The organism is Citrobacter sp. RHB35-C17 (assembly GCF_013816795.1).
Classification (GTDB): Bacteria; Pseudomonadota; Gammaproteobacteria; order Enterobacterales; family Enterobacteriaceae; genus Citrobacter_A; species Citrobacter_A amalonaticus.
In genome coordinates this window covers 1986614-2009282 of the sequence record NZ_CP057150.1, presented here as the reverse complement: position 1 = coordinate 2009282, position 22669 = coordinate 1986614, and the positions used below count along the sequence as shown (strand labels likewise).

Sequence of the window (22669 nt, the reverse complement as noted above, 5' to 3'; positions counted from 1 at the left end):
AGTTGTTGTTTATCATGAAATTGCCCCATAAAGCGCTCAGGCTCTTTATTTCCGCAAGCGTTGTCGTTTTGACATCTTCCTTTTTGATCTATGAACTTATTGCCAGCTATAAGTCAATGAATGGCTATATGCGCTATATCATCGAAAAAGCAGACTCCTCATTTCTGTATGATAAATACCAGAATCAGAGCATTGCCGCCCATCTGATGCGCACACTAGCAACACCCGAGAAAACGCTCCCGGCGGATACCCGCCATACCCTTTGCCAGTCGTTTGAAAGTGTTAACTCGGTGTATGGTTTGAATCTGACGCAGCATAATTATCCCGCGCTCCACGGTACGTTACAAACCTCCATTGATGACTGTGCGCGTATCGCGGACGATGTGCTGTTGCTTCCTGCTTTTGATCAGGCCGTGAAGGTTAACCGGGAACAGGTTGATTATGGAAAAGGCCTCGCCACGTCAGAAGAGAAATTTCATTATTATCTGGATTTACAAAATCAATATATTTATTTCTATGATCCGATCAATACGCGGCAGTTTGCCATGCATCACTGGACTTTTTTACAGAAAGGCTCATTAGGTATTCATCAGGCCGATATTGATGAATTGTTTTCTGGACGTACTGTGCTGTCGAGTATCTATCAGGATGATCGTACCGAACTTAACGTGATGAGTTTTTTAACACCGGTCTATCTGCACGGTAAGTTAAAAGGCATCGTGATGGTGGATATTAATAAACACAACTTGCAAAATATTGTTTTTACTCACGACCGCCCACTGGTCTGGCGTTATCTCAATGCCAGCGTCACCGATACCGACTCGGATAAGACGATTATTATTCATCAAAGCGAGAATAATCTTTTCCCGTACGTCAATTACATCAGCGATCTTCCTGGTGGTCTGCACGTCGAACTGTCACTCGATATCTTGTATTTCATTGTCTCGTCCTGGAAGCTGTTTCTGTTTTACCTTCTGGCAACTGCCCTGCTCCTCAATATGGTCCGGCTGCATTTTCGCCTTTACCATAATGTTACCCGTGAAAATATCAGCGATGCGATGACAGGCCTGTATAACCGTAAAATTTTAACCCCGACGCTTGAGCAGCGATTACAGCGTTTTGTCAGCACCGGAACGCCAGTGACCTTTATCGCTATCGATCTCGATAAGCTGAAGATGATTAACGATACGCAGGGACACCACGAGGGGGATCGGGCGATCACCTTACTGGCAAATGCGATTGAGGCGTCGGTGCGCAAAAGCGATTACGCCATCCGTCTGGGCGGCGATGAATTTTGCATCATTCTGGTGGACGCAGAGCCAGATATGGCGGCTCGTCTGCCGGAACGGATAGCCAACCACCTGCGGACCGTGGCACCTGAGAAGGATATTCGTTTTTCATCAGGCAGCTACAGCATGCAGCCGAACGATTCGCTGCATGATGCCTACACCGCTTCTGACGAGCAACTCTACCTCAACAAGCACCAAAATCGTCAGCGTTCATGATAATCTTTACCGTGTTTTTTCGCGCAAACAGGAGTAAAAAATGAGCGAAATGGAGAAAGGCAGCGAAACTCATCAGCGTTTACTCGATTTATTGTCTCTGGAGGGCGCCCGTTATCGCGTCGTCAGCCATGAGGCTGTTGGGAAATGCGAGGCCGTATCAGAAATTCGGGGCACCGCACTGGGTCAGGGAGCAAAGGCGCTGGTCTGCAAAGTTAAAGGGAATGGGGTAAATAAGCATGTACTGGCTATTTTACCTGCCGACCAACAGGCCGATCTTGGTCAACTGGCGACGTATCTTGGCGGTCTGCGTGCGTCCCTTGCCAGCCCGGCAGAAGTGGACGAGCTCACCGGTTGCGTATTTGGCGCGATCCCGCCTTTCAGTTTTCATTCACAGTTAATGCTGGTCGCCGATCCGCTGCTGTTCGAACGTTATCGTGAAATCGCCTTTAACGCCGGCGTGCTCACGAAATCGATTATTCTCAATACTGACGATTATCTGCGTATTGCCCGGCCAGAGTTGGTGGCTTTTCACCGCATATCGTAAGCGTTCAGCTACCACGTTCGAGAATTAAAACAGAAATCACGATAACGGCGGCGATGGCGAAAAAGGATGAACTAATAATGAGCGTTTCAATAAACATCTGATCGTTCATGGCTACACCTCAAAATGAGCGAGACCGGTTCATCTGCTATTGATAGTCCGCAATAATGGCAATTTGATGACAAAATAAAAAATTGCCTGTTTTTCGCCGTCAGGCATTTGCCCGAAATAGCCAGCAGATTCTAAAAAAGTCTGTTCTGCGTGGCGTTTGGGCGTAAAGTAAACAGGCTTAACTTTTTTTGGCAAGGAAACCACGATGTTTGATGTCACTCTGCTGATCCTGCTCGGACTGGCAGCTCTGGGCTTTGTCAGCCATAACACCACTGTCGCCGTTTCAATTCTGGTGCTGATTATTGTCCGCGTTACCCCGCTCAATACCTTTTTCCCGTGGATTGAAAAACAGGGGCTGACCATCGGGATTATTATCCTGACAATCGGCGTCATGGCGCCTATCGCCAGCGGGACACTGCCACCTTCCACCTTGATCCACTCTTTCCTTAACTGGAAATCGCTGGTGGCGATTGTGGTTGGCGTGGTGGTCTCCTGGCTCGGCGGCCGCGGCGTGACGCTGATGGGCAGCCAGCCACAGCTGGTCGCCGGTTTGCTGGTCGGCACCGTGCTTGGCGTGGCCCTGTTTCGCGGTGTACCTGTTGGTCCGCTTATCGCGGCCGGTCTGGTCTCGCTTATTGTGGGAAGGCAGTAGTCAATCCCGCCAGATAACGGCCTGGCGTCTGTCCCAGGCCTTTTTTGAACATGGTGATAAACGCCGTGGTCGAATCATACCCCAACAGTTGCGCCACCTGCTGCACGTTCTGCCCGCCGACCAGGGCCTGTAGGGCCAGAATGAGCTGTAGCTGATGTCGCCAGCAACGAAAGCTGAGCCCTGTCTCTTTCACCACCAGTCGGGCAAGGTTACGCTCGCTCATCGCAAATACGCTGGCCCACTGCCCCAGCGTTTGCCATTGCGCCGGTTCGCGCGCCATGGTGTCAACCATCCGGCGGATCTTCGGGTGCGCAGAAACCGGCAGCTGCATCTGCTCCTGCGGTTGTTGCGGAAGTTCATCAAATAAGACCTGCGTCAGGCGCTGCGTTTGCGGCTCTGCCCGCTGAGCGTCACTACGCCTCGCCAGCGAGAGGATCAGCTCCCGACAAAGCGGAGAAATTTTTAACGTACAGCAACGTCCCGGTAGTGTGACGGCCTCCGGTTCGATAAAGAGAAAGCAGAGCTCCGCGCCTGCCGTTACGTGATTACTGTGGGGAACGCCGCCGGGGATCCAGACCGCGTACTGCGGCGGCACCATCCACATAGCGCACTCAACATCACAGGTGATAGCCCCATGCAGTGCCATAATCAGTTGCCCTTTACGATGCTGGTGCTGCGCGCTAAACAGCTCATCAGGGCGAGCGCGGATACGAAACGCCACGGCGGCATCGTGGTGCAGATCGGGGTCATATCCGTCGAGTCGCAGGCTGTACATCATTTTGTCCGAATTTAGCGATAAACTGTCATTTTAGCTTGATTCACAACACAAATAAACGCGGTAAGGTACGGCCTCACCTGTTGATATGAGAGAACAATGACTTCTTCACCACCACGCGGCAACCACGGTGCCCTGCTGATTGCCGGTATCCTGATGATTGCCACCACGCTGCGCGTGACGTTTACCGGCGCCGCCCCTTTGCTGGAAGCGATTCGCACGGACTATGGTCTTACGACTGCCCAGACGGGATTATTAACCACCCTGCCGCTGTTGGCGTTTGCGCTGGTTTCTCCGCTTGCCGCTGGCATTGCCCGCCGTATTGGCATGGAACGCAGTCTCTTCGCGGCAATGCTGCTGATTTGCGCCGGGGTTGCCGTGCGCTCACTGCCGGACGCCTCTTTACTGTTTCTTGGCACTGCCATCATCGGCTGCGGTATCGCCCTCGGCAACGTGCTGCTGCCAGGGCTTATCAAACGCGATTTCTCGCAGCACGTCGCCAGACTGACCGGTGCTTATTCCCTGACGATGGGTGCTGCCGCCGCGTTGGGCTCCGCGCTGGTGGTTCCGCTGGCGCTAAGTGGGTTTGGCTGGCGCGGGGCGTTGCTGCTGTTGATGGTGTTTCCGCTACTGGCGTTGCTGATCTGGCTGCCGCAGTGGCGTCATGCCGCCCACGCGAACGTAACCACCTCGCGCACCCTGCACGCACGCGGCATCTGGCGTTCACCGCTGGCCTGGCAGGTGACGTTATTTCTTGGAATTAACTCGCTTATCTATTACGTGATTATCGGCTGGCTGCCAGCAATCTTAATCAGCCACGGCTACAGCGAGGCGCAGGCCGGTTCGCTGCATGGTTTGCTCCAGTTAGCAACCGCCTCTCCCGGTTTACTCATTCCGCTGGTGCTGCACCGTTTTCACGATCAGCGCTGCATCGCCGCACTGGTGTCGTTGATGTGCGCTGTGGGTGCCGCTGGCTTCTGGTTTATGCCGGATCAGGCGGTGCTATGGACGCTGCTGTTTGGATTCGGCTCCGGTGCAACGATGATTCTGGGGCTGACCTTTATCGGCCTGCGCGCCAGTTCTGCGCATCAGGCAGCAGCGCTTTCCGGCATGGCGCAATCCGTCGGTTATCTGTTAGCCGCTTGCGGGCCGCCGCTGATGGGCAGGATCCATGACGCCCAGGGAGACTGGCAGATCCCGCTGCTGACCGTTGCGGCGCTGGCGATAGCGATGGCGATATTCGGTTTCTATGCGGGACGAAATAAAGAGATTACCGCCTGATAAGCTCAGGGCAGACGTGATGTCTGCCCTACTGATTAGCCTCGCGCAGCGCGCAGCATCGCTTGCGCCAGGGGAACCGGTTTCCCCGCAAGAGCGCCACGTTCAGGCTGGAAAAGCGTGGCGACAAAGAACGGATGCGTCACCAATTCCACCGCCCGAATATCCCCGTTATCATCCCAGCCGGTCACCCGCAGATCACCGCTATCCAGTTCAGCCGCAAACGCCTCAGCAATGCCGTAGTTACACTGATAGCCCTCCGAAATCACCGGCTGACCATAGGCTTTAGCAATCAGCGTATTGGGCCGCAGTTCAACATCGTCGGTTTTTTCCACCAGCGAACAGGCAAGTGGCGCAATAACCATCCGGCCCGTTGTGTCAGTTTCCGCATGGGCAGCATCTGACCAGCCCAGCACATTACGCGCATATTCAAGGATGGCGTGTTGAAAACCGCCACAGGTTCCCAGGAAAGGAATGCTGTTTTCGCGGGCATAACGGATGGCCGTCAACGCGCCTTCGGTATTTTTATAGGGGCTGCCAGGCACCACCCAGATGGCGTCATAGCCCACCAGATCTTCTGCACTGGTGATTTCAGTGCTGGACAGCCAGTCGTAATCCGCCAGCAGTTCCAGAACCGCAGCAGCGTCGTCGATGGCCAGAGGAATCGCCTGATGCGCCGTGATGCCAGCGTTGTAATCACCCACCAGCGCAATACGCAGCGTATCTTTTACAGGGGATATTTCCATGGAGAATTCCTTACGTCAGAACAATTGGGGACAACATAAGGAACCTCAGCCTACCGATCTTTTACTGCCATCACAATCCCTTAATTTAGGGATGAACGCGTGCGAAGTGATATAGTGATCGAGAGCAGTTTTTCTGCCGGACGAGGCAAATGCGATGAAAAGTAAGGTTTTAGTGAGCGCTTGCCTGATGGGGCTGAAGGTGCGTTATAACGGCAGCGAGAAAGCGCATCCCGCTGCGATACTGGCGCGTTTGCAGGCAGAACAGCGTCTGGTCATCCATTGCCCTGAACTGGCCGCAGGCTTGCCGACACCACGCCCACCGGCGGAAATTGTTCGGGCCGATGGCAACGATGTGATGCACGAGCGCGCATCCATTGTGGAAAAGAACGGTCAAGATGTCACCGGGCACTATCAGCTTGCCGCCTGGCTGGCGCTGCGCACGGCACAGGAGACCGGCTGTGACGTTGCGCTACTCACCGACGGCAGCCCGACATGCGGCAGTCAGTTTATCTACGACGGCAGCTTCAGCGGACAACGTCATCCCGGTATGGGAGTGGCCACCGCGCTGCTACGCCAGCACGGAATCACGGTTTTTTCCGACCAACAGCTCGATGAGTTTTGCGCCTGGATTGAGGAGAATGACAAACATGAATATTCAGTGTAAACGCGTCTACGACCCGGCAGAAGACAGCGACGGCTACCGGGTGCTGGTTGACCGACTGTGGCCACGCGGGATCAAAAAAGCGGATCTCGTGCTCAATGAGTGGGTCAAAGCGCTCACTCCCTCGACAGAGCTGCGCAAAGCTTTTCACGCAGAAACGAGCGATTTTCAGCATTTTACTGAGCAGTACCGCGCTGAACTTGTCACGCAGAAGAAGGAAGGCGAGCGGCTGGCGCAGATTGCCCGCCAGCAGACACTGACGCTGCTGTACGCCGCCAAAAACAGCGAACAAAATCACGCCCTTGTGCTGGCAGACTGGCTACGCGAGTTGTGATTCGCGGGTAACCGTCGATTCAGGCTGAATATCCGGCAACAGAGGCATCAAGTGTTCCGCTCTGACCCAGGCAAAACCCTGCTGCCCGTTTGCCGACACCACCTCCCCCGTCACCAGCCAGAGCGCACGTGGCGTCTCTTTCGGCAGCATGGTGGTAAATCCATTTATGGGATTAATAAATACCTCACCCGGCTGGCAGAGATGGAACAATTCCACCGTCTTGCCGATATTGCCGCGTCCGGCCGATGTTTTCGCACCAATAATCAGCGCCAGGGTGCCCGGCTTTAGCTGGAACATACTTCTCTCGTTGCGCGCTTGCGACTGTATTTAAGATAATTCTGAGAAATAATAGCCTGCCGAAAGCGTACTTGTCACGTCCTGGCGACTCGCAGAATAAGCGAAAAGCGTGAGGACAAAACCCCTTTTGTCACCCATTAACCCCTGTTATCCTTGCAGCTCTTTGCATAATTCAGACAGGTGATCGCATGAGACTGGGCATACTGTTTCCCGTCGTCATTTTTATTACGGCCGTGGTTTTTTTGGCCTGGTTTTTTATCGGTGGCTATGCCGCACCGGTGGCGTAAATCATGAAAAAAACGACGCTGATTATGATTGTCGTCGCGATAGTCGTGGTGCAGGGTACCGAACTGGGTTGGTGGTAACGCCAGGCCTGAAATGACAAAGGCCACCCTCAGGTCGCCTTTTGTCAGTCAGTTATTGCGCCTTAGCTTTTGATTTTTCTGTAAATAAGCAGGACGACGATAGCACCAATAACCGCCACCACAAAGCTGCCGAAATTAAAACCATCGACTTTCCCAAAACCAAGCAGCGTACTGATCCAGCCGCCCACTACGGCACCGACGATCCCCAGAATGATCGTCATAAAGAATCCACCACCATCCTTACCAGGCATAATCCACTTCGCCAGAATACCTGCAATCAAACCAAAAATAATCCATGAAATAATGCCCATTTTTTCCTCACTTATCGATTTTACAGTAGCGGTTTATTCGCCGTTAAAAAGGATAGCACATCGTCAGGAAATTGAAGTTTGTGATGAACATCACTTAATTGAACGTGCTGATTTCTCCCATGAAAGATGGGGTTGCAAACTTAGATGATAAAGATTATCTTTCTCATCACTGAATAGTTGAGTAAATAACTCGGGTATTCAGTACGACATTGCTCACATTGCTTCCAGTATGTCTTGCCCGCCTCTGTGCGGGCTTTTTTTTGACGTCCGTTCGTCATTTATGTCGAATCCGCTGTCATTTTTCCTGCAGCTTGTGCCTCGTTCCGCGTCAGCCCAGGCTTTGCCACTCTGGCACGTATTGTGCTTATCCCCTGCGTCATGACGACAACCCGAAGCTTCAGCGGCTCCGCTCAGGCTTCGTCACAATTCGCGCTATTTCAGCTTTTAACAGGTCTGTTATTGATGAAAAAAATCACCAGTGTCTGTCCCTACTGTGGGGCCGGGTGCAAGCTCAAGCTTGTTGTTGAAAATAACAAAATCATCCGTGCTGAAGCGGCTGAGGGGGTGACTAACCAGAACCAACTTTGTCTGAAAGGGTACTATGGTTGGGATTTCCTTAACGATACCCGCCTTTTGACTCCCCGCCTCACCCGCCCATTGATCCGCTACCAGAAAGGCGACAAATTTACCCCGGTCACCTGGGATGAAGCGATTCGCTATACCGCCCGACGTTTACTGGAAATCCGCGACAACGCGGGCCCTCGTGCCATTATGACAACCGGTTCTTCTCGCGGTACCGGCAATGAAACCAACTATGTGATGCAGAAATTCGCCCGCGCGGTTCTCAACACCAACAACGTGGACTGCTGCGCCCGCGTGTGTCACGGGCCTTCGGTCGCTGGCCTCCAGGAAACGCTGGGCAATGGTGCAATGAGTAATTCCATCAGCGACATCGAAAACTCAAAATGTCTGCTGATCTTCGGTTATAACTGCGCAGACTCTCACCCAATTGTGGCGCGCCGGGTGATCAAAGCGCGGCAGAATGGCGCGAAGATCATCGTCTGCGATCCCCGCCGTATTGAAACCGCTCGCATTGCTGACCAGCATCTGCAACTGAATAACGGTTGCAACATGGCGCTGGTGAATGCGTTTGGTTACGTCCTCATTGACGAACTGCTTTACGACAAGGAGTACGTGAATAAGCACACGCAGGGGCTGGATGCTTACTGGCAAACGGTTAAAGACTATGCGCCGGAAGCAGTCGAGCATTTAACCGGCGTTCCGGCGTCGCAGGTTCGTCAGGCGATGCGGACCTTTGCCGCCGCCCCTTCCGCGACAGTGATGTGGGGAATGGGCGTGACGCAGTTCGGTCAGGCCGTGGACGTGGTGCGTGGATTATCGAGCCTTGCCCTGCTGACCGGTAACCTGGGTCGTCCACACGTCGGCGTCGGCCCGGTTCGCGGGCAGAACAACGTCCAGGGTGCCTGCGACATGGGCGTATTACCGAATCTTTTTCCGGGATATCAGGATGTCACCGATGCGGCCGTCAGAGAGAAGTTCGCCAGAGCCTGGGGCATTGACGCCAGCCGGATGGATGACAAGGTCGGCACACGCATTACCGAAGTCCCGCATCTGGCGCTGGAAGGGAAAATTAAAGCCTACTACATCATGGGGGAAGATCCGCTGCAAACGGAAGCCGATCTGGGGCTGGTGCGTGACGGTTTCGCGGCGCTGGATTTTGTCGTGGTGCAGGATATCTTTATGACCAAAACCGCCGAGATGGCGGACGTCATTTTACCCGCCACCTCCTGGGGCGAGCACGGCGGCGTATTCACCTGCGCCGATCGCGGCTTCCAGCGTTTCGAAAAGGCCGTTGACCCCACTGGCGACGTGAAGCGAGACTGGGAAATTATCAGCCTGCTCGCCAGTGAAATGGGCTATCCCATGCACTATCAAAACAATCAACAGATCTGGGATGAGATGCGTGAACTGTGTCCGCTGTTCTACGGCGTCACCTGGGAAAAGATGGGCGACATGGGGCATATCCAGTGGCCCTGCCCCGACCTCGACCATCCCGGCACACCCTATCTGTATGAAAACAGCCGCTTCGACACGCCAGACGGTAAAGGCAAGCTGTTTGCTGCACCCTGGCGCGCACCCGCGGAAGTGCCTGACGAGGCCTATCCGCTGGTTCTGTGTACGGTGCGCGAAGTCGGTCACTACTCCTGTCGTTCCATGACCGGCAACTGTGCCGCCCTGCAGGCGCTTGCCGATGAGCCAGGCTATGTGCAGATCAGCACGCAGGATGCGCAAAAGGCAGGAATTCGCCATCGCGACCTGGTGTGGGTCAGTTCACGTCGGGGAAAAGTGATCAGTCGGGCGGATGTCTCCGGGCGCATCAATCAGGGAGCGGTATACATGACCTATCAATGGTGGATTGGCGCGTGTAATGAACTCACGCAGGATAATCTCGACCCTATCTCAAAGACGCCGGAAACCAAGTATTGTGCGGTTAATGTCGAGAAGATCGACGATCAGTCGTGGGCTGAACGCTATGCCGCGCAGGCCTATAGTGACATGAAGACGCGCCTTTGCGAGGCGATAGGATAGCGGAACGGACGTAATAACGGGAGCCTGATGGCTCCCGTTCACATACAGCCCAGAATCTGGATTACATGTTTTTGATGATCGCATCTGCGGCTTCGAACTACTGCATGTGACGCATCAATTTTAGCAAAGCAAGAGACCTTGCAGGCATTGAATGGGGAGAAGGAACGCCGGCAATTTTCCATGAACAGAGATTATTATCTGAACGGCTGCACAAAGAACAGGGCTTAGATATACAAAAACTACCTGGCCATAAAACGCATCAACAAACCGAACGTTATCACGATGACTGCGGCAAAGGATGGAGCAAAGTAGCGTTGTGAAAATTTAAGCATCCCAACGCCACCTTGATTAAGGATAGCGTTGCATCGACCCATTGAACTCACAGCGAAAAACAGACATAGACTTATCCAGACTCCAAAGGGATTCAAATGTAGCCGATGTAGCTTTCTGGGATAATTACACATTAGCGACTGAATCGCCTCGAGTTTTAATCTTCGCACCACCTGAACATTCTGCACGTTTGTTCCAAACGTCACTTCCGTCATGAGAATAATTTTGCTGCCACCTCGATCGCAGTTATATTTCAGGACGTCAATGTATTGGTTCTCGGTTAAAAACACGTATCGTATTGCAGTATTCCCAAAGGAGATGTGTTCTAAAATGCTTTCCATTCCCCACCTGAGATAATTATTGGACAACCAGAGGTCGGCAATAATCGACTGACCCAACGCTGAGCATTTAAATAGAGCAGAAAATTGACTCCCCCCCGTTAAATACATCAAATATCGTCTATAGTATGTCCGACAACTATTTCCAGGGTTTTTCTTATCACATCTGCATGTACGATGTCATCCGTGACTTCCAGCGTTTGTATCAGAGATAAAATGATATTTTTGTTATTAATATGCTCACCCTTTATAAGAATATGGCGTATAGCTGCGCCCAAAACCATTGCTTCTTCAGCAAGGGCGTCGCCGGCATGACGAAAATAATCTGAAAGGACGTGATCAGGCAAAGCACTATAAATATCAGGTTGTTGTGTGATTGCTGTGTTCATCATTTCCACCATCATTAAAAGTTAAGCGTTTAGTGAATTTTTCCTTTTCCTGGCTTCAGGGTTGTCCCTGAAAGTGAGCGGACGGTGTCCATTTGACCGCTATGTCTGGATGTCGGTGTTGACGTTGCTTTATCAGCTATCACCGCTTCAATGTAAGAAATAATTAGCGGAAATACCTCTCGACGACGGGCGTCCATTTCAGTTTCCTGCATAACGCGGAGTTGAGTGACCAGGGCCATTGAATTCACCGCCGCTTTACGTTTCAGCAGCGTCAACACTGCCTGGCCGATAAGTTCGTCTGTGAGTTGTTCAATGTCACTTCTGTTCATCATCATTCTCTCTTCTGCCATGTTGCCAAGGACAGGAACACAGCATCATGTTGATTCACGATTTTAATACAAGGGCTCAGCGCTCAAAAAGCAAACCAATCAGCGCGTTATAATGACCCTCCTCTTCTACACAGGTCGCTTTTTCCAGACGACCAAGTAATTTTGTACACAGTGTCTTGCGATTCAGATTGCGCCCGTCCATTAGAATTTCCACCACAATCTGCCCCAATGTTTCCTGCTGAGTCGGCAAATTGGCCTTACTGAAATACTGCGCAATGGCGTTAGCTGTATCTGAAATGTAACCATTTTGCTGCATGAGTCTCTCCTGTGCGAATCAGTAAAAGGTTAATGCTGCGTTATTCAAAGTTAGAAAAATTGTACACAAAACCTGTACAAATGCATGATTTCATTTTTGGCAAAAAGTGCTAATGATTTATTTTCAATTAGTTATAACTTATACACATGTATTGTTCTGATAGTTATCTGTACACTTCTTTGAGGCTCATTTTTTGGTGATGCCATCGTTATCCTCCACTTCCAACCCCACCCGCCACTCTTAAGTAAAACTTTCGTTAATTTAATGTGTTATATCTCCTCCGTTCTGTTAGGGTTAAACATCATTCCTCAATGCCGGAAAATCATGCTCACTACCATTATCTACCGCAGTCATCTCTGTGATGACGTCCCGGTGAAGGCGCTCGAAAGTATGGTCGCCGCCGCTAACCTTACAAATGGGCGTGCTGACGTGACAGGCATTTTGCTGTTTAACGGCACACATTTTTTTCAGCTGCTTGAAGGCCCTGATGAAAACGTAAGGGCTATTTATCAGGCGATTTGTGAAGACAAGCGCCACTATAATGTTGTCGAACTGCTGTGCGATCACGGTCCCTCCCGCCGCTTTGGGAAAGTGGGAATGGAGCTATTTGATTTACGGGAACATGATCGGGAGGAGGTATTACAGACCATTCTCGATAAGGGCACATCCCGATACCAACTTACCTACAACGACCGTGCGCTGCAGTTCTTCCGCACCTTCGTGGAAGCCACTGAAAAAGAGAACTATTTTGAGATCCCTCCCTCTGACACGTGGGATTTTATTGCGACCGAATCCGCTCGCACGATTCCCCTGACGTCAGTCAGTGAGGAGGCCAATTGCAGCTTTGCTTTTCAGCCCATCATCGATCCTTTTGCTCAGGAAATTGTCTCTCTGGAAGCGCTGCTGCGAACCCGTTCGGGTGATTCGCCACAGCGCTATTTTGACAATATTAAGGGCGACGATATTTATCTGGCCGACCTGGAAAGTAAGAAAGTCGCTTTTACACTGGCGACCTCACTGGGTCTGCGCGATCAGGTTTTGTCCGTGAATCTGTTGCCCATGACGTTGGTGAAGGTGCCGGATGCAGCCAGCTATTTGCTCAATGCCATTGCTGACAGTGGTCTTGTTCCGGAACAGATCATCGTTGAGTTCACTGAACGCGAGGTTATCTCCGAGTTTGAAGCCTTTACGGAGACGGTGAGAACCCTGAAATCCTCTGGGATCAGTATCGCCCTCGATCACTTTGGTGCCGGTTTTGGCGGTCTGCGGCTGCTGGCGCAGTTCCAACCCGATCGCATCAAAATTAATCGCGACCTCATTTGCGATGTTCATAAAAGCGGCCCACGACAGGCCATCATCCAGGCCATGATTAAGTGCTGTGCGTCTCTGGAAATTGCGATATCAGCCGTCGGGGTTGAAAAGCCCGAAGAATGGATGTGGCTGGAATCGGCGGGTATTTCTCAGTTCCAGGGGCATCTTTTTGCCGCGCCTTGCTTCTGTGGAATTCCACCGGTTGCATGGCCTGAGAAAAAAACACCGCTGTAATCCTCTTATTTCGCCTGCTGTATTCATGGCGGCAGGTGAACCTCGCTACACCATCAGGGGATGCTGTACACGTTTCCTGTCTCATCAGTCTTGTTTACCTGACGTTCATTATTTTTAGCTAGGCTTACTACGAGGCTGTTGTACAATAAATAATAAATTGTACAAACACGGCTGATTCGTTAGTTTGTAAGGAACGATTCGGTCCACGTATGAGGGACACTATGGGATTTTACAGCATAGGCGATGTCGCTGAACGATGCGGTATCAACCCCGTTACCCTGCGCGCCTGGCAACGGCGCTATGGATTGTTAAAGCCCCGGCGCAGCGAAGGCGGCCATCGTCAGTTTGATGAAGACGATATCCAGCGCATTGAAGAGATCAAGCGATGGATTAAAAGCGGTGTGCCGGTAAGCAAGGTCAAAGTGTTGCTGGAACAAAGCACTGTGGCAACCCATAATGACTGGACCACTTTGCAGGAAGAAATGATGGGCGTGCTGCGTTTTGCTCATCCGGACAGGTTACGGGCCAAAATCGGTGCTCTTGCCCGTGAGCATACTTCAGACGATCTTATCGATCACATTTTCGTTCCCGTACGCCAACGCCTTAGCCTCGACCATAATACAGCCCGCATCATGTGCAGCTTGCTTGATGGCGTGCTGATTGAATTTGTGACCGCCTGTATGTCCGAAGCCCGCAAAAAAGCAGGCAAAGATGCGTTGTTGATTGGCTGGGATACCGAAGACCGCGCACGTCTGTGGCTGGAAGCCTGGCGTTTGTCTCAGCAAGGCTGGCACATCGCCGTACTGGCTGAACCGCTGGATTCTCCACGTCCGGAACTCTTTCCTGGACAACAGTTGTTTGTCTGGACCGGCATCGAACCGACCCGCCGCCAGCAGGAATTGCTTCAGCATTGGCACGAGCAGGGTTATTCGCTGGTCTTTCACCATCCCTGATGCCATCACCGTTCGTCCATGATCTCACCCTGAGTGGCGCTGTTCATACTCCAATCTCCTTAATGTGGGAGAGATGAGCAGGATTGTTCCTTATGAGCGAAAAACGGCCTAAAGTTGTTGTTTCAAACATGCGAAGATGACCGATCTCCTGCCTGGTTTCAAAAGGACGACAGACTGCCAGTCCTGCGGGGAAATGACTTCAGCTCCAGCGTCCTTGTATATGGGCAATAACGCGTTGATGAGCGTTTGCCGCCGTAGCTTCAGTGATTTGTTTCGCCATTTCAGGAACAGCCCCACCACATACGGAGTACCAGACCTCACAACCGGCATTTAATCCCAGCCCCGCATACGTATCGCCACTGATAGCGATGGTTACGCCAGCGCGCAGATGTTGACGTAACGCATTCACCCGCTCAGTCGCTGCAGCAGGGCTATCCGGGACGCCAGGGATCTTGACCGCGCGAACACCTCAAATGATGAGAGACGACCGTGTAGTTCGCCCGTAAAGGTAAAATGTGTAGTGCCATCTCTTTTTACCGTAAGGTTGGGTTTACCGAGGTGGGTGAACATATCTTCCAGGTTGGGGCTAATCCGCAAAGAGATATCATTATGAAACGCTCAACTTGTGTTAGCTGAACAAACATTAAGACGCCCGCTCCTGGCCCAGAACGGACCTAACTATTAACGAGCATCCACCACCAAAACTGAGAAATGCCTAATGGGAACCGGGCAGTGGAGCTGCCATCTGATCGACCAACCTGCCCCAAACTACCTGGGGGTTTTGATAACTAGTTTTGATAAAATTTTGATAACCGTTAGCAGCCTAACAAAAAACAACGGGAGCGTTACGCTCCCGTTAATAGATTTAACAATTATCGCTATTACATATTCGCGATGATCGCGTCACCAAACTCTGAACATTTCAGCAGCTTAGCGCCTTCCATCAGACGTTCGAAGTCATAGGTCACGGTCTTCGCGGCAATCGCGCCTTCCATCCCTTTAACAATCAGGTCTGCGGCTTCGAACCACTGCATGTGGCGTAACATCATCTCAGCGGACAGGATGATAGAGCCCGGGTTCACTTTGTCCTGGCCGGCGTATTTCGGCGCCGTACCGTGCGTTGCTTCAAACAGCGCACACTCGTCACCGATGTTAGCGCCAGGGGCGATACCAATACCACCTACCTGTGCTGCCAGGGCGTCAGAAATGTAGTCACCGTTCAGGTTCATACAGGCAATCACATCGTATTCCGCCGGGCGCAGCAGGATCTGTTGCAGGAACGCATCAGCGATCACATCTTTGACCACGATCTCTTTGCCGGTATTTGGATTCTTGATTTTCATCCACGGGCCGCCATCGATCAGTTCAGCGCCGAATTCGTCACGCGCTAACTGGTAACCCCAGTCTTTGAACGCGCCTTCGGTGAACTTCATGATGTTGCCTTTATGCACCAGGGTCAGAGAGTCACGGTCGTTAGTGATTGCATATTCGATCGCCGCGCGAACCAGACGCTTGGTCCCTTCTTCGGAGCATGGTTTGATACCGATACCGCAGTGTTCAGGGAAGCGAATTTTCTTCACGCCCATCTCTTCACGCAGGAATTTGATCACTTTTTCCGCATCTGCAGAATCCGCTTTCCACTCAATACCGGCGTAAATGTCTTCTGAGTTTTCACGGAAGATAACCATGTCGGTCAGTTCCGGATGTTTAACCGGGCTTGGAGTGCCCTGATAGTAACGAACAGGACGCAGGCAGACGTACAGGTCAAGTTCCTGACGCAGCGCAACGTTCAGAGAGCGAATACCGCCACCGACTGGGGTAGTCAGCGGGCCTTTAATCGCCACGCGGTAGTCACGAATCAGATCCAGGGTTTCAGCTGGCAGCCAGACGTCCTGGCCGTATACCTGGGTAGATTTCTCACCGGTGTAAATTTCCATCCAGGAGATTTTACGCTCGCCTTTATAGGCTTTCTCGACAGCGGCATCGACCACTTTCAGCATGGCAGGGGTTACGTCAACACCGATACCGTCGCCTTCGATAAACGGGATAATCGGATTCTCAGGAACGTTGAGTTTGCCGTTTTGCAGGGTGATCTTCTTACCTTCCGCCGGAACAACTACTTTGCTTTCCATTCACCTCTCCTTCGAGCGCTTCTGGTTTGCTCGTCTGTCATCGCGCTGCATGTGCCTTTGCGTCCTGCTGCACGACTGCGTTAGAGCAATTTTTTGTTAATGTTTTGTAATGAGCATGTCAATACTACCCTAATGTTCGCTGCCATGAAAGACACTCGTTATTAGGCTATAATGCGGCAATTGATAAGATCTGAAAATACCATGCAAAAAACTTCTTTTAGAAATCACCGGGTTGAGCGATTCAGCCAACGACAAGTCACTAAGCCCCGGAAAGAAAACCAGCCAAAACGCGTGGTTTTGTTCAATAAACCTTACGATGTTTTGCCACAATTTACCGACGAGGCCGGACGCCGCACGTTAAAAGATTTTATTCCTGTGCAGGGCGTATATGCCGCAGGTCGTCTCGACAGAGACAGCGAAGGGTTGCTGGTGCTCACCAATGACGGCGCATTGCAGGCGCGTCTGACACAACCCGGCAAGCGCACCGGGAAAATTTACTATGTACAGGTGGAAGGCGAACCGACAGCGGAAGCGCTGGAAGCGTTGCGCAATGGCGTGACGCTGAACGATGGTCCTACCCTGCCCGCAGGAGTTGAGATCGTCGAGGAACCTGAGTGGCTGTGGCCGCGCAATCCGCCGATTCGCGAACGTAAAAGCATCCCCACCGCCTGGCTGAAAGTGACCTTATATGAAGGGCGTAACCGCCAGGTGCGGAGAATGACCGCGCATGTTGGCTTCCCCACGCTGCGCCTGATCCGCTATGCGATGGGTGATTACACCCTGGGAAACCTGAGCAACGGTGAATGGCGGGATGTCACGGATCAAAAGAAAGGATAAATCATGTTCAAACCGCACGTCACGGTCGCCTGCATCGTCCATGCAGAGGATAAGTTTTTAATCGTTGAAGAGACCATCAACGGTAAAGCGCTGTGGAACCAGCCCGCCGGACATCTGGAAGCCGACGAAACGTTAGTCCAGGCCGCCACGCGTGAACTGTGGGAAGAGACCGGCATCCAGGCGCAGCCTCAGCACTTCATTCGCATGCATCAGTGGATTGCGCCGGACAATACGCCGTTTTTGCGTTTCCTGTTTTCGATTGAACTTGCCAATATGTGCGACACCGAACCCCATGACAGCGATATCGACTGCTGCCGGTGGGTGAGCGCCGACACCATCCTTACCGCCCCAAACCTGCGTTCTCCGCTGGTTGCCGAAAGTGTTCGTTGCTATCAAAACGGCGTGCGTTACCCACTGGAGACGATCGGCGCATTTAACTGGCCGTTTACAGAGGGTGTCAACTAAAAGGGGTGCGTGATAGAATACGCCGCCTTGAAGTTCAATGTCGTGAGTATTCCAATGTCAGAAAGCCCAAAAAAAGTGATCGTCGGCATGTCCGGCGGTGTCGATTCCTCCGTTTCCGCCTGGCTGTTGCAACAACAGGGTTATCAGGTAGAAGGCCTGTTCATGAAGAACTGGGAAGAGGACGACGGTGAGGAATATTGCACTGCGGCCGCCGATCTGGCTGACGCTCAGGCCGTTTGCGACAAGCTCGGCATTGAACTGCATACCGTAAACTTTGCCGCAGAATACTGGGATAACGTCTTTGAGCTCTTCCTTGAAGAGTACAAAGCTGGCCGTACGCCGAATCCGGATATTCTGTGCAATAAAGAGATCAAATTTAAAGCCTTCCTGGAGTTCGCTGCAGAAGATCTGGGCGCTGATTATATCGCTACCGGGCATTATGTCCGCCGGGCAGATGTCGACGGCAAAAGTCGCCTGCTTCGCGGCTTAGATAGCAATAAAGATCAGAGCTACTTCCTCTACACGCTGGGCCATGAGCAGATCGCACAAAGTCTGTTCCCGGTCGGCGAACTGGAAAAACCGCAGGTGCGCAAAATTGCCGAAGACCTGGGACTGGTTACCGCGAAGAAAAAAGATTCTACCGGCATTTGCTTTATCGGCGAACGTAAGTTCCGCGAATTTCTGGGCCGTTATCTGCCAGCGCAGCCGGGTAAAATCATTACCGTGGACGGCGAAGAGATTGGTCAGCATCAGGGGCTGATGTACCACACGCTAGGTCAGCGTAAAGGTCTGGGCATCGGTGGCACCAAAGAAGGCACGGAAGATCCGTGGTATGTGGTGGATAAAGACGTTGAGAACAACATTCTGGTGGTCGCTCAGGGTCATGAGCATCCGCGTCTGATGTCCGTCGGCCTGATTGCGCAGCAACTACACTGGGTTGATCGCCTGCCGTTCACCGGCACAATGCGTTGCACAGTGAAAACCCGCTACCGCCAGACTGATATTCCGTGCACCGTCAAAGCGCTGGACGCCGAACGCGTAGAAGTGATGTTTGACGAGCCGGTTGCCGCCGTCACGCCGGGCCAGTCAGCGGTCTTCTATAACGGCGAAGTGTGCCTCGGCGGCGGTATTATCGAGCAGCGACTGCCCCTGCCGGTATAATTATTCTTAACAGACTGATACAAGGAAGCAGTGACCGTGGCAAAGAATTATTATGACATCACCCTCGCACTGGCTGGGATCTGCCAGTCTGCACGCCTGGTGCAACAACTGGCGCACCAGGGACATTGTGATGCCGATGCGCTCCACGTCTCACTGAACAGCGTTATCGATATGAACCCCAGCTCAACGCTGGGCGTGTTCGGCGGCAGCGAGGCGAATCTGCGTCTCGGCCTGGAAACCCTGCTCGGCGTACTGAATGCCAGCAGCCGTCAGGGGCTGAACGCGGAACTGACCCGCTACACGCTGAGTCTGATGGTACTCGAGCGTAAACTCACTGCCGCCAAAGGTGCTCTGGATACACTGGGCGAGCGGATCAACGGCCTGCAACGCCAGCTCGATCACTTTGATCTGCAATCCGAAACGCTGATGAGCGCGATGGCCGGAATTTATGTCGATGTCATCAGCCCGCTCGGTCCGCGCATTCAGGTGACCGGTTCCCCTGCTGTATTGCAGAGCCCGCAGGTACAGGCCAAGGTTCGCGCCTCGCTTCTGGCCGGCATTCGCGCTGCCGTGCTCTGGCACCAGGTTGGCGGTGGACGTCTGCAGCTCATGTTTTCTCGTAATCGCCTGACCACTCAGGCAAAACAAATTCTTGCTCATTTAACCCCGGAGTTGTGATCTATGGAATTATCCTCACTGACCGCCGTTTCCCCTGTCGATGGACGCTACGGCGATAAAGTCAGCGCGCTGCGCGGGATTTTCAGCGAATACGGTTTGCTGAAATACCGCGTACAGGTAGAAGTACGCTGGCTGCAAAAACTGGCCGCGCACGCAGCGATCAAGGAAGTTCCTGCTTTTGCTGCCGACGCAATCGGTTTCCTCGACGCTATCGTCGCGAACTTCAATGAAGAAGATGCCGCGCGTATTAAAACTATCGAGCGCACCACCAACCACGACGTCAAGGCGGTTGAGTATTTCCTGAAAGAAAAAGTGGCGAATGTGCCGGAACTGCATGCAGTATCCGAATTCATTCACTTTGCATGCACCTCGGAAGACATCAATAACCTGTCTCATGCGCTGATGCTGAAAACCGCCCGCGATGAAGTGGTGCTGCCTTACTGGCGTCAACTGATCGACGCGGTCAAAGATCTGTCCGTACAATATCGCGACATTCCCCTGCTCTCCCGTACCCACGGCCAACCGGCTACGCCGTCAACGCTGGGTAAAGAGATGGCCAACGTCGCTTATCGTATGGAGCGTCAGTTCCGCCAGCTTAATCAGGTGGAAATTCTCGGTAAAATCAACGGTGCCGTCGGCAACTATAACGCCCACATCGCCGCTTACCCGGAAGTAGACTGGCATCAGTTCAGCGAAGAGTTCGTCACCTCGCTGGGTATCCAGTGGAACCCGTACACCACACAGATCGAGCCGCACGACTACATTGCCGAACTGTTTGACTGCATCGCCCGCTTTAACACCATTTTGATCGATTTCGATCGTGACGTCTGGGGCTACATCGCGCTGAACCACTTCAAACAGAAAACCATTGCCGGTGAGATTGGTTCTTCCACCATGCCGCACAAAGTGAACCCAATCGACTTCGAAAACTCCGAGGGCAACCTGGGTCTGTCTAATGCGGTATTGCAACATCTGGCGAGCAAACTGCCGGTTTCCCGCTGGCAGCGCGATCTGACGGACTCCACCGTTCTACGTAACCTGGGTGTGGGTATCGGCTATGCGCTGATCGCCTACCAGTCCACGTTGAAAGGGGTGAGCAAGCTGGAAGTGAACCGCGACCATCTGCTGGACGAACTGGATCATAACTGGGAAGTACTGGCAGAACCGATCCAGACTGTGATGCGTCGTTACGGTATTGAAAAGCCGTACGAAAAGCTGAAAGAGTTAACCCGTGGAAAACGTGTCGACGCGGAAGGCATGAAGCAATTCATCGACAGCCTGCCGCTGCCGGATGACGAGAAAACCCGCCTGAAAGCCATGACTCCGGCCAATTATATTGGTCGAGCCATCACCATGGTGGATGAGCTGAAATAATCACTTGCCCGGTGACACGACGTCACCGGGCCGACTTTCGCGCATGGCTCGCGCCGCCCCCGGCACGTCCCTTCCCCGGTTTACGAAATATTGATCCCCACAACACCATCATCAGCACAAACTACGCAGACATAAAACAGTATCAAAACAAAACATTATATTAATACCGAGACATTAGAGAAGGATTTGCTCCCAAATCCTGCCCCAAAATGCGCACCTGAAATTCCCAAAACTTCGCTTTTAAACGTTCACCTGTTTGCCACTACCGTTCTTAATCTCCCTATTCTCTACGAATTATATTTAACGGGTTACATCAGCCATCACTGCACATTGTGGAATACGTGCTGTCTGCACAATGTCAATAAAATGCTTTAATGGACACATACCCTCAGGATTTTTATCCTGACAAGAGGGCAACGTAAGCACAATCTTGTTTGGGAGAGACGAAGATGAAAAAGGTTTAAACTTACGCATTTGTTGAAGAGTCTGATAAACAAACGAAATTTGAATCCAGTCAGTGTTATCACTCACTCGCGTCCATCTTTCGAAAACCAGCTCCCCGCCAGGAGGTGTATTATCTGGCTGCCCAGGTAGAGACCAGTTAAGATCAAATACCCCACTGAGATTTGCAAGATTGGTATCATGACCAGCAATAAACAATAATGAGACGGGTAATTTAATTCCGTAATGATTTTCTGTTGACCCATTACTCACTAATGCTTCGCTGATCAAATCGAGTAATGGTGTTGCTCTGCTGCGGGCAACTTCGGGAGTTCTTTGCAAAAGGTCAAACTGAGCATTATGCAGACTTAATAACGCTGTCCATTCTTTCTCCCCATGAATTCGCCCCCACGCAACCTCTGGCATTCCCTGCGCCTCTTGCAATAGAAATATTTCCGTCAGCATGGAAGAAAGACTCCACGCGCCAGATAAGGAAACGGTATCCGCAGAAACCCTGAGTTCTGAAGGTAAGGTTCCTGGTAGCGTACAACCAGACTGGCTGGTTGATCGGCATGCTGCTGACCGAGAGAAATTGAGAACCTGTTCCAGAGTACGGAATGCAGAGTCATAACGCTGAGTGTACCGTTCAATGTTTCCTTCGGCACGTGTCAGAATCGCTTCCTGAGTTTTTTGTACATTAAAAGCGCACACCCCCATTTTTACTGGATTAAAAAGAGGATCTTTTTTATCGTGATCTTTTTGATAATGAACCTTATTTTTACATCCCGGCGCAAATCCAGCCAGAAATGCCTCACCGGTTTTACGAGTGCGCTGATCGGTATCGGCAATAACTGCCACCTGTTCTGGTGACGGACATACGTTACTTTCCAGAACGCCGTTATCGATTAATACTTTTTGTTGATATCGTCCCATTTCGGTGACGAGCTCACCACCCCGAGCCGTCAACCAGCCCAGGGGAACATCCCATTGCGGCCAATGGTAAGGTGTGATTTCCTGCATCAATGGGGTGAACTTTGTTGGTGCTCTTACACCGTGGCGACTTACTATCACAACTCGTTCAAGCTTCATGTCACCTGGCACTTCCGCCTGTAATGGGAAAGAACCAAACATGAATATAAACATTATTAATCGAAAAAGTAGCGTATTCATTGCCAGCCAACCTTATAGTTAATGA

The 22669-nt window shown here is 51.9% G+C and carries 25 protein-coding genes and 2 pseudogenes; 16 read left to right on the top strand and 11 right to left on the bottom strand.

What is annotated here, in order from left to right; genetic code table 11:
* Positions 1-14 precede the first annotated feature (14 nt).
* Both dgcJ and HVZ37_RS09490 read left to right on the top strand, forming a co-directional pair.
* Complete coding sequence (dgcJ, locus tag HVZ37_RS09495; RefSeq protein WP_181628375.1) at positions 15-1505, top strand: diguanylate cyclase DgcJ; 1491 nt, start codon at positions 15-17, stop codon at positions 1503-1505.
* A 40-nt stretch (positions 1506-1545) separates the two neighbouring features.
* Positions 1546-2049 (top strand): YbaK/prolyl-tRNA synthetase associated domain-containing protein, encoded by a 504-nt coding sequence (locus HVZ37_RS09490; RefSeq protein WP_181628374.1) that lies wholly within the window; start codon positions 1546-1548, stop codon positions 2047-2049.
* 4 nt (positions 2050-2053) lie between these two features.
* On the opposite strand, the gene yoaI is transcribed toward HVZ37_RS09490, so the two are convergent.
* Positions 2054-2158: a small membrane protein YoaI gene (yoaI, locus tag HVZ37_RS09485; RefSeq protein ID WP_086512617.1), complete on the bottom strand. Its 105-nt coding sequence runs from the start codon at positions 2156-2158 to the stop codon at positions 2054-2056.
* Between the two features lie 204 nt (positions 2159-2362).
* Here yoaI and HVZ37_RS09480 point away from each other — a divergent pair, with 204 nt between their 5' ends.
* Positions 2363-2809: a DUF441 domain-containing protein gene (locus HVZ37_RS09480; protein WP_043000929.1), complete on the top strand. Its 447-nt coding sequence runs from the start codon at positions 2363-2365 to the stop codon at positions 2807-2809.
* Here the strand turns inward: HVZ37_RS09480 and HVZ37_RS09475 are convergent.
* Positions 2790-3584 (bottom strand): helix-turn-helix transcriptional regulator, encoded by a 795-nt coding sequence (locus tag HVZ37_RS09475; protein ID WP_044254885.1) that lies wholly within the window; start codon positions 3582-3584, stop codon positions 2790-2792. The two genes, HVZ37_RS09480 and HVZ37_RS09475, sit on opposite strands and share 20 nt — an antisense overlap.
* A 99-nt stretch (positions 3585-3683) precedes the next feature.
* Here HVZ37_RS09475 and HVZ37_RS09470 point away from each other — a divergent pair, with 99 nt between their 5' ends.
* Complete coding sequence (locus HVZ37_RS09470; RefSeq protein WP_054176617.1) at positions 3684-4865, top strand: CynX/NimT family MFS transporter; 1182 nt, start codon at positions 3684-3686, stop codon at positions 4863-4865.
* A gap of 35 nt (positions 4866-4900) precedes the next feature.
* Here the strand turns inward: HVZ37_RS09470 and HVZ37_RS09465 are convergent, their stop codons facing one another.
* Positions 4901-5608 carry a CTP synthase gene (locus HVZ37_RS09465; protein ID WP_044254889.1) on the bottom strand — a complete coding sequence of 236 codons (708 nt, stop codon included), beginning with the start codon at positions 5606-5608 and terminating at the stop codon, positions 4901-4903.
* A gap of 154 nt (positions 5609-5762) precedes the next feature.
* Here HVZ37_RS09465 and HVZ37_RS09460 point away from each other — a divergent pair, with 154 nt between their 5' ends.
* Both HVZ37_RS09460 and HVZ37_RS09455 read left to right on the top strand, forming a co-directional pair.
* Positions 5763-6272: a DUF523 domain-containing protein gene (locus HVZ37_RS09460; RefSeq protein ID WP_044254892.1), complete on the top strand. Its 510-nt coding sequence runs from the start codon at positions 5763-5765 to the stop codon at positions 6270-6272.
* Positions 6256-6603, top strand: a complete 348-nt coding sequence (locus HVZ37_RS09455) for a DUF488 domain-containing protein (RefSeq protein WP_181628373.1) — start codon at positions 6256-6258, stop codon at positions 6601-6603. Before HVZ37_RS09460 ends, HVZ37_RS09455 begins: the two co-directional genes overlap by 17 nt.
* Here the strand turns inward: HVZ37_RS09455 and HVZ37_RS09450 are convergent.
* Positions 6589-6900 carry a hypothetical protein gene (locus tag HVZ37_RS09450; protein WP_044254899.1) on the bottom strand — a complete coding sequence of 104 codons (312 nt, stop codon included), beginning with the start codon at positions 6898-6900 and terminating at the stop codon, positions 6589-6591. The genes HVZ37_RS09455 and HVZ37_RS09450 overlap by 15 nt on opposite strands.
* A gap of 188 nt (positions 6901-7088) precedes the next feature.
* Between HVZ37_RS09450 and HVZ37_RS09445 the strand changes: the two genes are divergently transcribed.
* Complete coding sequence (locus HVZ37_RS09445) at positions 7089-7187, top strand: YoaK family small membrane protein (RefSeq protein ID WP_181628372.1); 99 nt, start codon at positions 7089-7091, stop codon at positions 7185-7187.
* Positions 7188-7327: 140 nt separating this feature from the next.
* On the opposite strand, the gene HVZ37_RS09435 is transcribed toward HVZ37_RS09445, so the two are convergent.
* A complete protein-coding gene (locus tag HVZ37_RS09435; RefSeq protein WP_043000937.1) occupies positions 7328-7576 on the bottom strand; it encodes a GlsB/YeaQ/YmgE family stress response membrane protein in 249 nt (82 codons plus the stop codon).
* A 462-nt stretch (positions 7577-8038) separates the two neighbouring features.
* Between HVZ37_RS09435 and fdhF the strand changes: the two genes are divergently transcribed.
* Together fdhF and HVZ37_RS09425 are read left to right on the top strand one after the other, a co-directional pair.
* The gene (gene fdhF, locus HVZ37_RS09430) at positions 8039-10186 is read left to right on the top strand and encodes a formate dehydrogenase subunit alpha (RefSeq protein ID WP_181628371.1); all 2148 of its coding nucleotides are present in this window, start codon (positions 8039-8041) and stop codon (positions 10184-10186) included.
* 113 nt (positions 10187-10299) lie between these two features.
* Positions 10300-10506: pseudogene (locus tag HVZ37_RS09425) on the top strand (integrase); the annotation flags it as partial.
* 458 nt (positions 10507-10964) lie between these two features.
* On the opposite strand, the gene HVZ37_RS09420 reads toward HVZ37_RS09425, so the two are convergent.
* From HVZ37_RS09420 to ycgZ, 3 genes are all read right to left on the bottom strand, one after another.
* Positions 10965-11231: a biofilm development regulator YmgB/AriR family protein gene (locus HVZ37_RS09420; RefSeq protein WP_043001947.1), complete on the bottom strand. Its 267-nt coding sequence runs from the start codon at positions 11229-11231 to the stop codon at positions 10965-10967.
* Positions 11232-11272: 41 nt separating this feature from the next.
* A complete protein-coding gene (locus HVZ37_RS09415) occupies positions 11273-11578 on the bottom strand; it encodes a hypothetical protein (protein WP_051642342.1) in 306 nt (101 codons plus the stop codon).
* A gap of 70 nt (positions 11579-11648) precedes the next feature.
* Positions 11649-11888 (bottom strand): regulatory protein YcgZ, encoded by a 240-nt coding sequence (ycgZ, locus tag HVZ37_RS09410; RefSeq protein ID WP_043000940.1) that lies wholly within the window; start codon positions 11886-11888, stop codon positions 11649-11651.
* Positions 11889-12212: 324 nt separating this feature from the next.
* Here ycgZ and HVZ37_RS09405 point away from each other — a divergent pair, with 324 nt between their 5' ends.
* Positions 12213-13433: a diguanylate phosphodiesterase gene (locus tag HVZ37_RS09405; RefSeq protein ID WP_043000941.1), complete on the top strand. Its 1221-nt coding sequence runs from the start codon at positions 12213-12215 to the stop codon at positions 13431-13433.
* 221 nt (positions 13434-13654) lie between these two features.
* Positions 13655-14386: a MerR family transcriptional regulator gene (locus tag HVZ37_RS09400; RefSeq protein ID WP_043000942.1), complete on the top strand. Its 732-nt coding sequence runs from the start codon at positions 13655-13657 to the stop codon at positions 14384-14386.
* Positions 14387-14609: 223 nt separating this feature from the next.
* Here the strand turns inward: HVZ37_RS09400 and HVZ37_RS23270 are convergent.
* Positions 14610-14911: pseudogene (locus tag HVZ37_RS23270) on the bottom strand (dihydrodipicolinate synthase family protein); the annotation flags it as partial.
* Positions 14912-15267: 356 nt separating this feature from the next.
* Positions 15268-16518 carry an NADP-dependent isocitrate dehydrogenase gene (gene icd / locus HVZ37_RS09390; protein ID WP_043000943.1) on the bottom strand — a complete coding sequence of 417 codons (1251 nt, stop codon included), beginning with the start codon at positions 16516-16518 and terminating at the stop codon, positions 15268-15270.
* A gap of 171 nt (positions 16519-16689) precedes the next feature.
* On the opposite strand from icd, the gene rluE reads away from it, so the two are divergent.
* From rluE to purB, 5 genes are read left to right on the top strand one after another with little or no spacing between them, the layout of a single operon-like run.
* Positions 16690-17355 (top strand): 23S rRNA pseudouridine(2457) synthase RluE, encoded by a 666-nt coding sequence (gene rluE, locus HVZ37_RS09385; protein ID WP_072140761.1) that lies wholly within the window; start codon positions 16690-16692, stop codon positions 17353-17355.
* Positions 17356-17358: 3 nt separating this feature from the next.
* Positions 17359-17820 (top strand): NUDIX hydrolase, encoded by a 462-nt coding sequence (locus tag HVZ37_RS09380; protein WP_044265517.1) that lies wholly within the window; start codon positions 17359-17361, stop codon positions 17818-17820.
* A 54-nt stretch (positions 17821-17874) separates the two neighbouring features.
* Positions 17875-18981 carry a tRNA 2-thiouridine(34) synthase MnmA gene (gene mnmA / locus HVZ37_RS09375; protein WP_044254911.1) on the top strand — a complete coding sequence of 369 codons (1107 nt, stop codon included), beginning with the start codon at positions 17875-17877 and terminating at the stop codon, positions 18979-18981.
* A gap of 36 nt (positions 18982-19017) precedes the next feature.
* Positions 19018-19659 (top strand): high frequency lysogenization protein HflD, encoded by a 642-nt coding sequence (hflD, locus tag HVZ37_RS09370; RefSeq protein ID WP_042320078.1) that lies wholly within the window; start codon positions 19018-19020, stop codon positions 19657-19659.
* A gap of 3 nt (positions 19660-19662) precedes the next feature.
* Entirely contained in the window at positions 19663-21033 is a 1371-nt protein-coding gene (gene purB, locus HVZ37_RS09365) for an adenylosuccinate lyase (RefSeq protein WP_043000947.1), read from the top strand.
* 300 nt (positions 21034-21333) lie between these two features.
* Here the strand turns inward: purB and HVZ37_RS09360 are convergent, their stop codons facing one another.
* The gene (locus HVZ37_RS09360) at positions 21334-22644 is read right to left on the bottom strand and encodes an AppA family phytase/histidine-type acid phosphatase (RefSeq protein ID WP_181628370.1); all 1311 of its coding nucleotides are present in this window, start codon (positions 22642-22644) and stop codon (positions 21334-21336) included.
* Positions 22645-22669 lie beyond the last annotated feature (25 nt).

Bases quoted from the DNA above. Each gene is read 5' to 3' on its own strand.
- HVZ37_RS09465 (WP_044254889.1), bottom strand. From the start codon at position 5,608: ATGGAAATATCCCCTGTAAAAGATACGCTGCGTATTGCGCTGGTGGGT.
- HVZ37_RS09460 (WP_044254892.1), top strand. From the start codon at position 5,763: ATGAAAAGTAAGGTTTTAGTGAGCGCTTGCCTGATGGGGCTGAAGGTG.
- HVZ37_RS09490 (WP_181628374.1), top strand. From the start codon at position 1,546: ATGAGCGAAATGGAGAAAGGCAGCGAAACTCATCAGCGTTTACTCGAT.
- HVZ37_RS09435 (WP_043000937.1), bottom strand. From the start codon at position 7,576: ATGGGCATTATTTCATGGATTATTTTTGGTTTGATTGCAGGTATTCTG.
- dgcJ (WP_181628375.1), top strand. From the start codon at position 15: ATGAAATTGCCCCATAAAGCGCTCAGGCTCTTTATTTCCGCAAGCGTT.
- icd (WP_043000943.1), bottom strand. From the start codon at position 16,518: ATGGAAAGCAAAGTAGTTGTTCCGGCGGAAGGTAAGAAGATCACCCTG.
- HVZ37_RS09415 (WP_051642342.1), bottom strand. From the start codon at position 11,578: ATGATGATGAACAGAAGTGACATTGAACAACTCACAGACGAACTTATC.
- HVZ37_RS09380 (WP_044265517.1), top strand. From the start codon at position 17,359: ATGTTCAAACCGCACGTCACGGTCGCCTGCATCGTCCATGCAGAGGAT.
- HVZ37_RS09360 (WP_181628370.1), bottom strand. From the start codon at position 22,644: ATGAATACGCTACTTTTTCGATTAATAATGTTTATATTCATGTTTGGT.
- ycgZ (WP_043000940.1), bottom strand. From the start codon at position 11,888: ATGCAGCAAAATGGTTACATTTCAGATACAGCTAACGCCATTGCGCAG.
- fdhF (WP_181628371.1), top strand. From the start codon at position 8,039: ATGAAAAAAATCACCAGTGTCTGTCCCTACTGTGGGGCCGGGTGCAAG.
- HVZ37_RS09405 (WP_043000941.1), top strand. From the start codon at position 12,213: ATGCTCACTACCATTATCTACCGCAGTCATCTCTGTGATGACGTCCCG.
- rluE (WP_072140761.1), top strand. From the start codon at position 16,690: ATGCGGCAATTGATAAGATCTGAAAATACCATGCAAAAAACTTCTTTT.
- HVZ37_RS09470 (WP_054176617.1), top strand. From the start codon at position 3,684: ATGACTTCTTCACCACCACGCGGCAACCACGGTGCCCTGCTGATTGCC.
- HVZ37_RS09450 (WP_044254899.1), bottom strand. From the start codon at position 6,900: ATGTTCCAGCTAAAGCCGGGCACCCTGGCGCTGATTATTGGTGCGAAA.
- HVZ37_RS09400 (WP_043000942.1), top strand. From the start codon at position 13,655: ATGGGATTTTACAGCATAGGCGATGTCGCTGAACGATGCGGTATCAAC.
- purB (WP_043000947.1), top strand. From the start codon at position 19,663: ATGGAATTATCCTCACTGACCGCCGTTTCCCCTGTCGATGGACGCTAC.
- HVZ37_RS09480 (WP_043000929.1), top strand. From the start codon at position 2,363: ATGTTTGATGTCACTCTGCTGATCCTGCTCGGACTGGCAGCTCTGGGC.
- HVZ37_RS09475 (WP_044254885.1), bottom strand. From the start codon at position 3,584: ATGTACAGCCTGCGACTCGACGGATATGACCCCGATCTGCACCACGAT.
- HVZ37_RS09445 (WP_181628372.1), top strand. From the start codon at position 7,089: ATGAGACTGGGCATACTGTTTCCCGTCGTCATTTTTATTACGGCCGTG.
- yoaI (WP_086512617.1), bottom strand. From the start codon at position 2,158: ATGAACGATCAGATGTTTATTGAAACGCTCATTATTAGTTCATCCTTT.
- HVZ37_RS09455 (WP_181628373.1), top strand. From the start codon at position 6,256: ATGAATATTCAGTGTAAACGCGTCTACGACCCGGCAGAAGACAGCGAC.
- mnmA (WP_044254911.1), top strand. From the start codon at position 17,875: ATGTCAGAAAGCCCAAAAAAAGTGATCGTCGGCATGTCCGGCGGTGTC.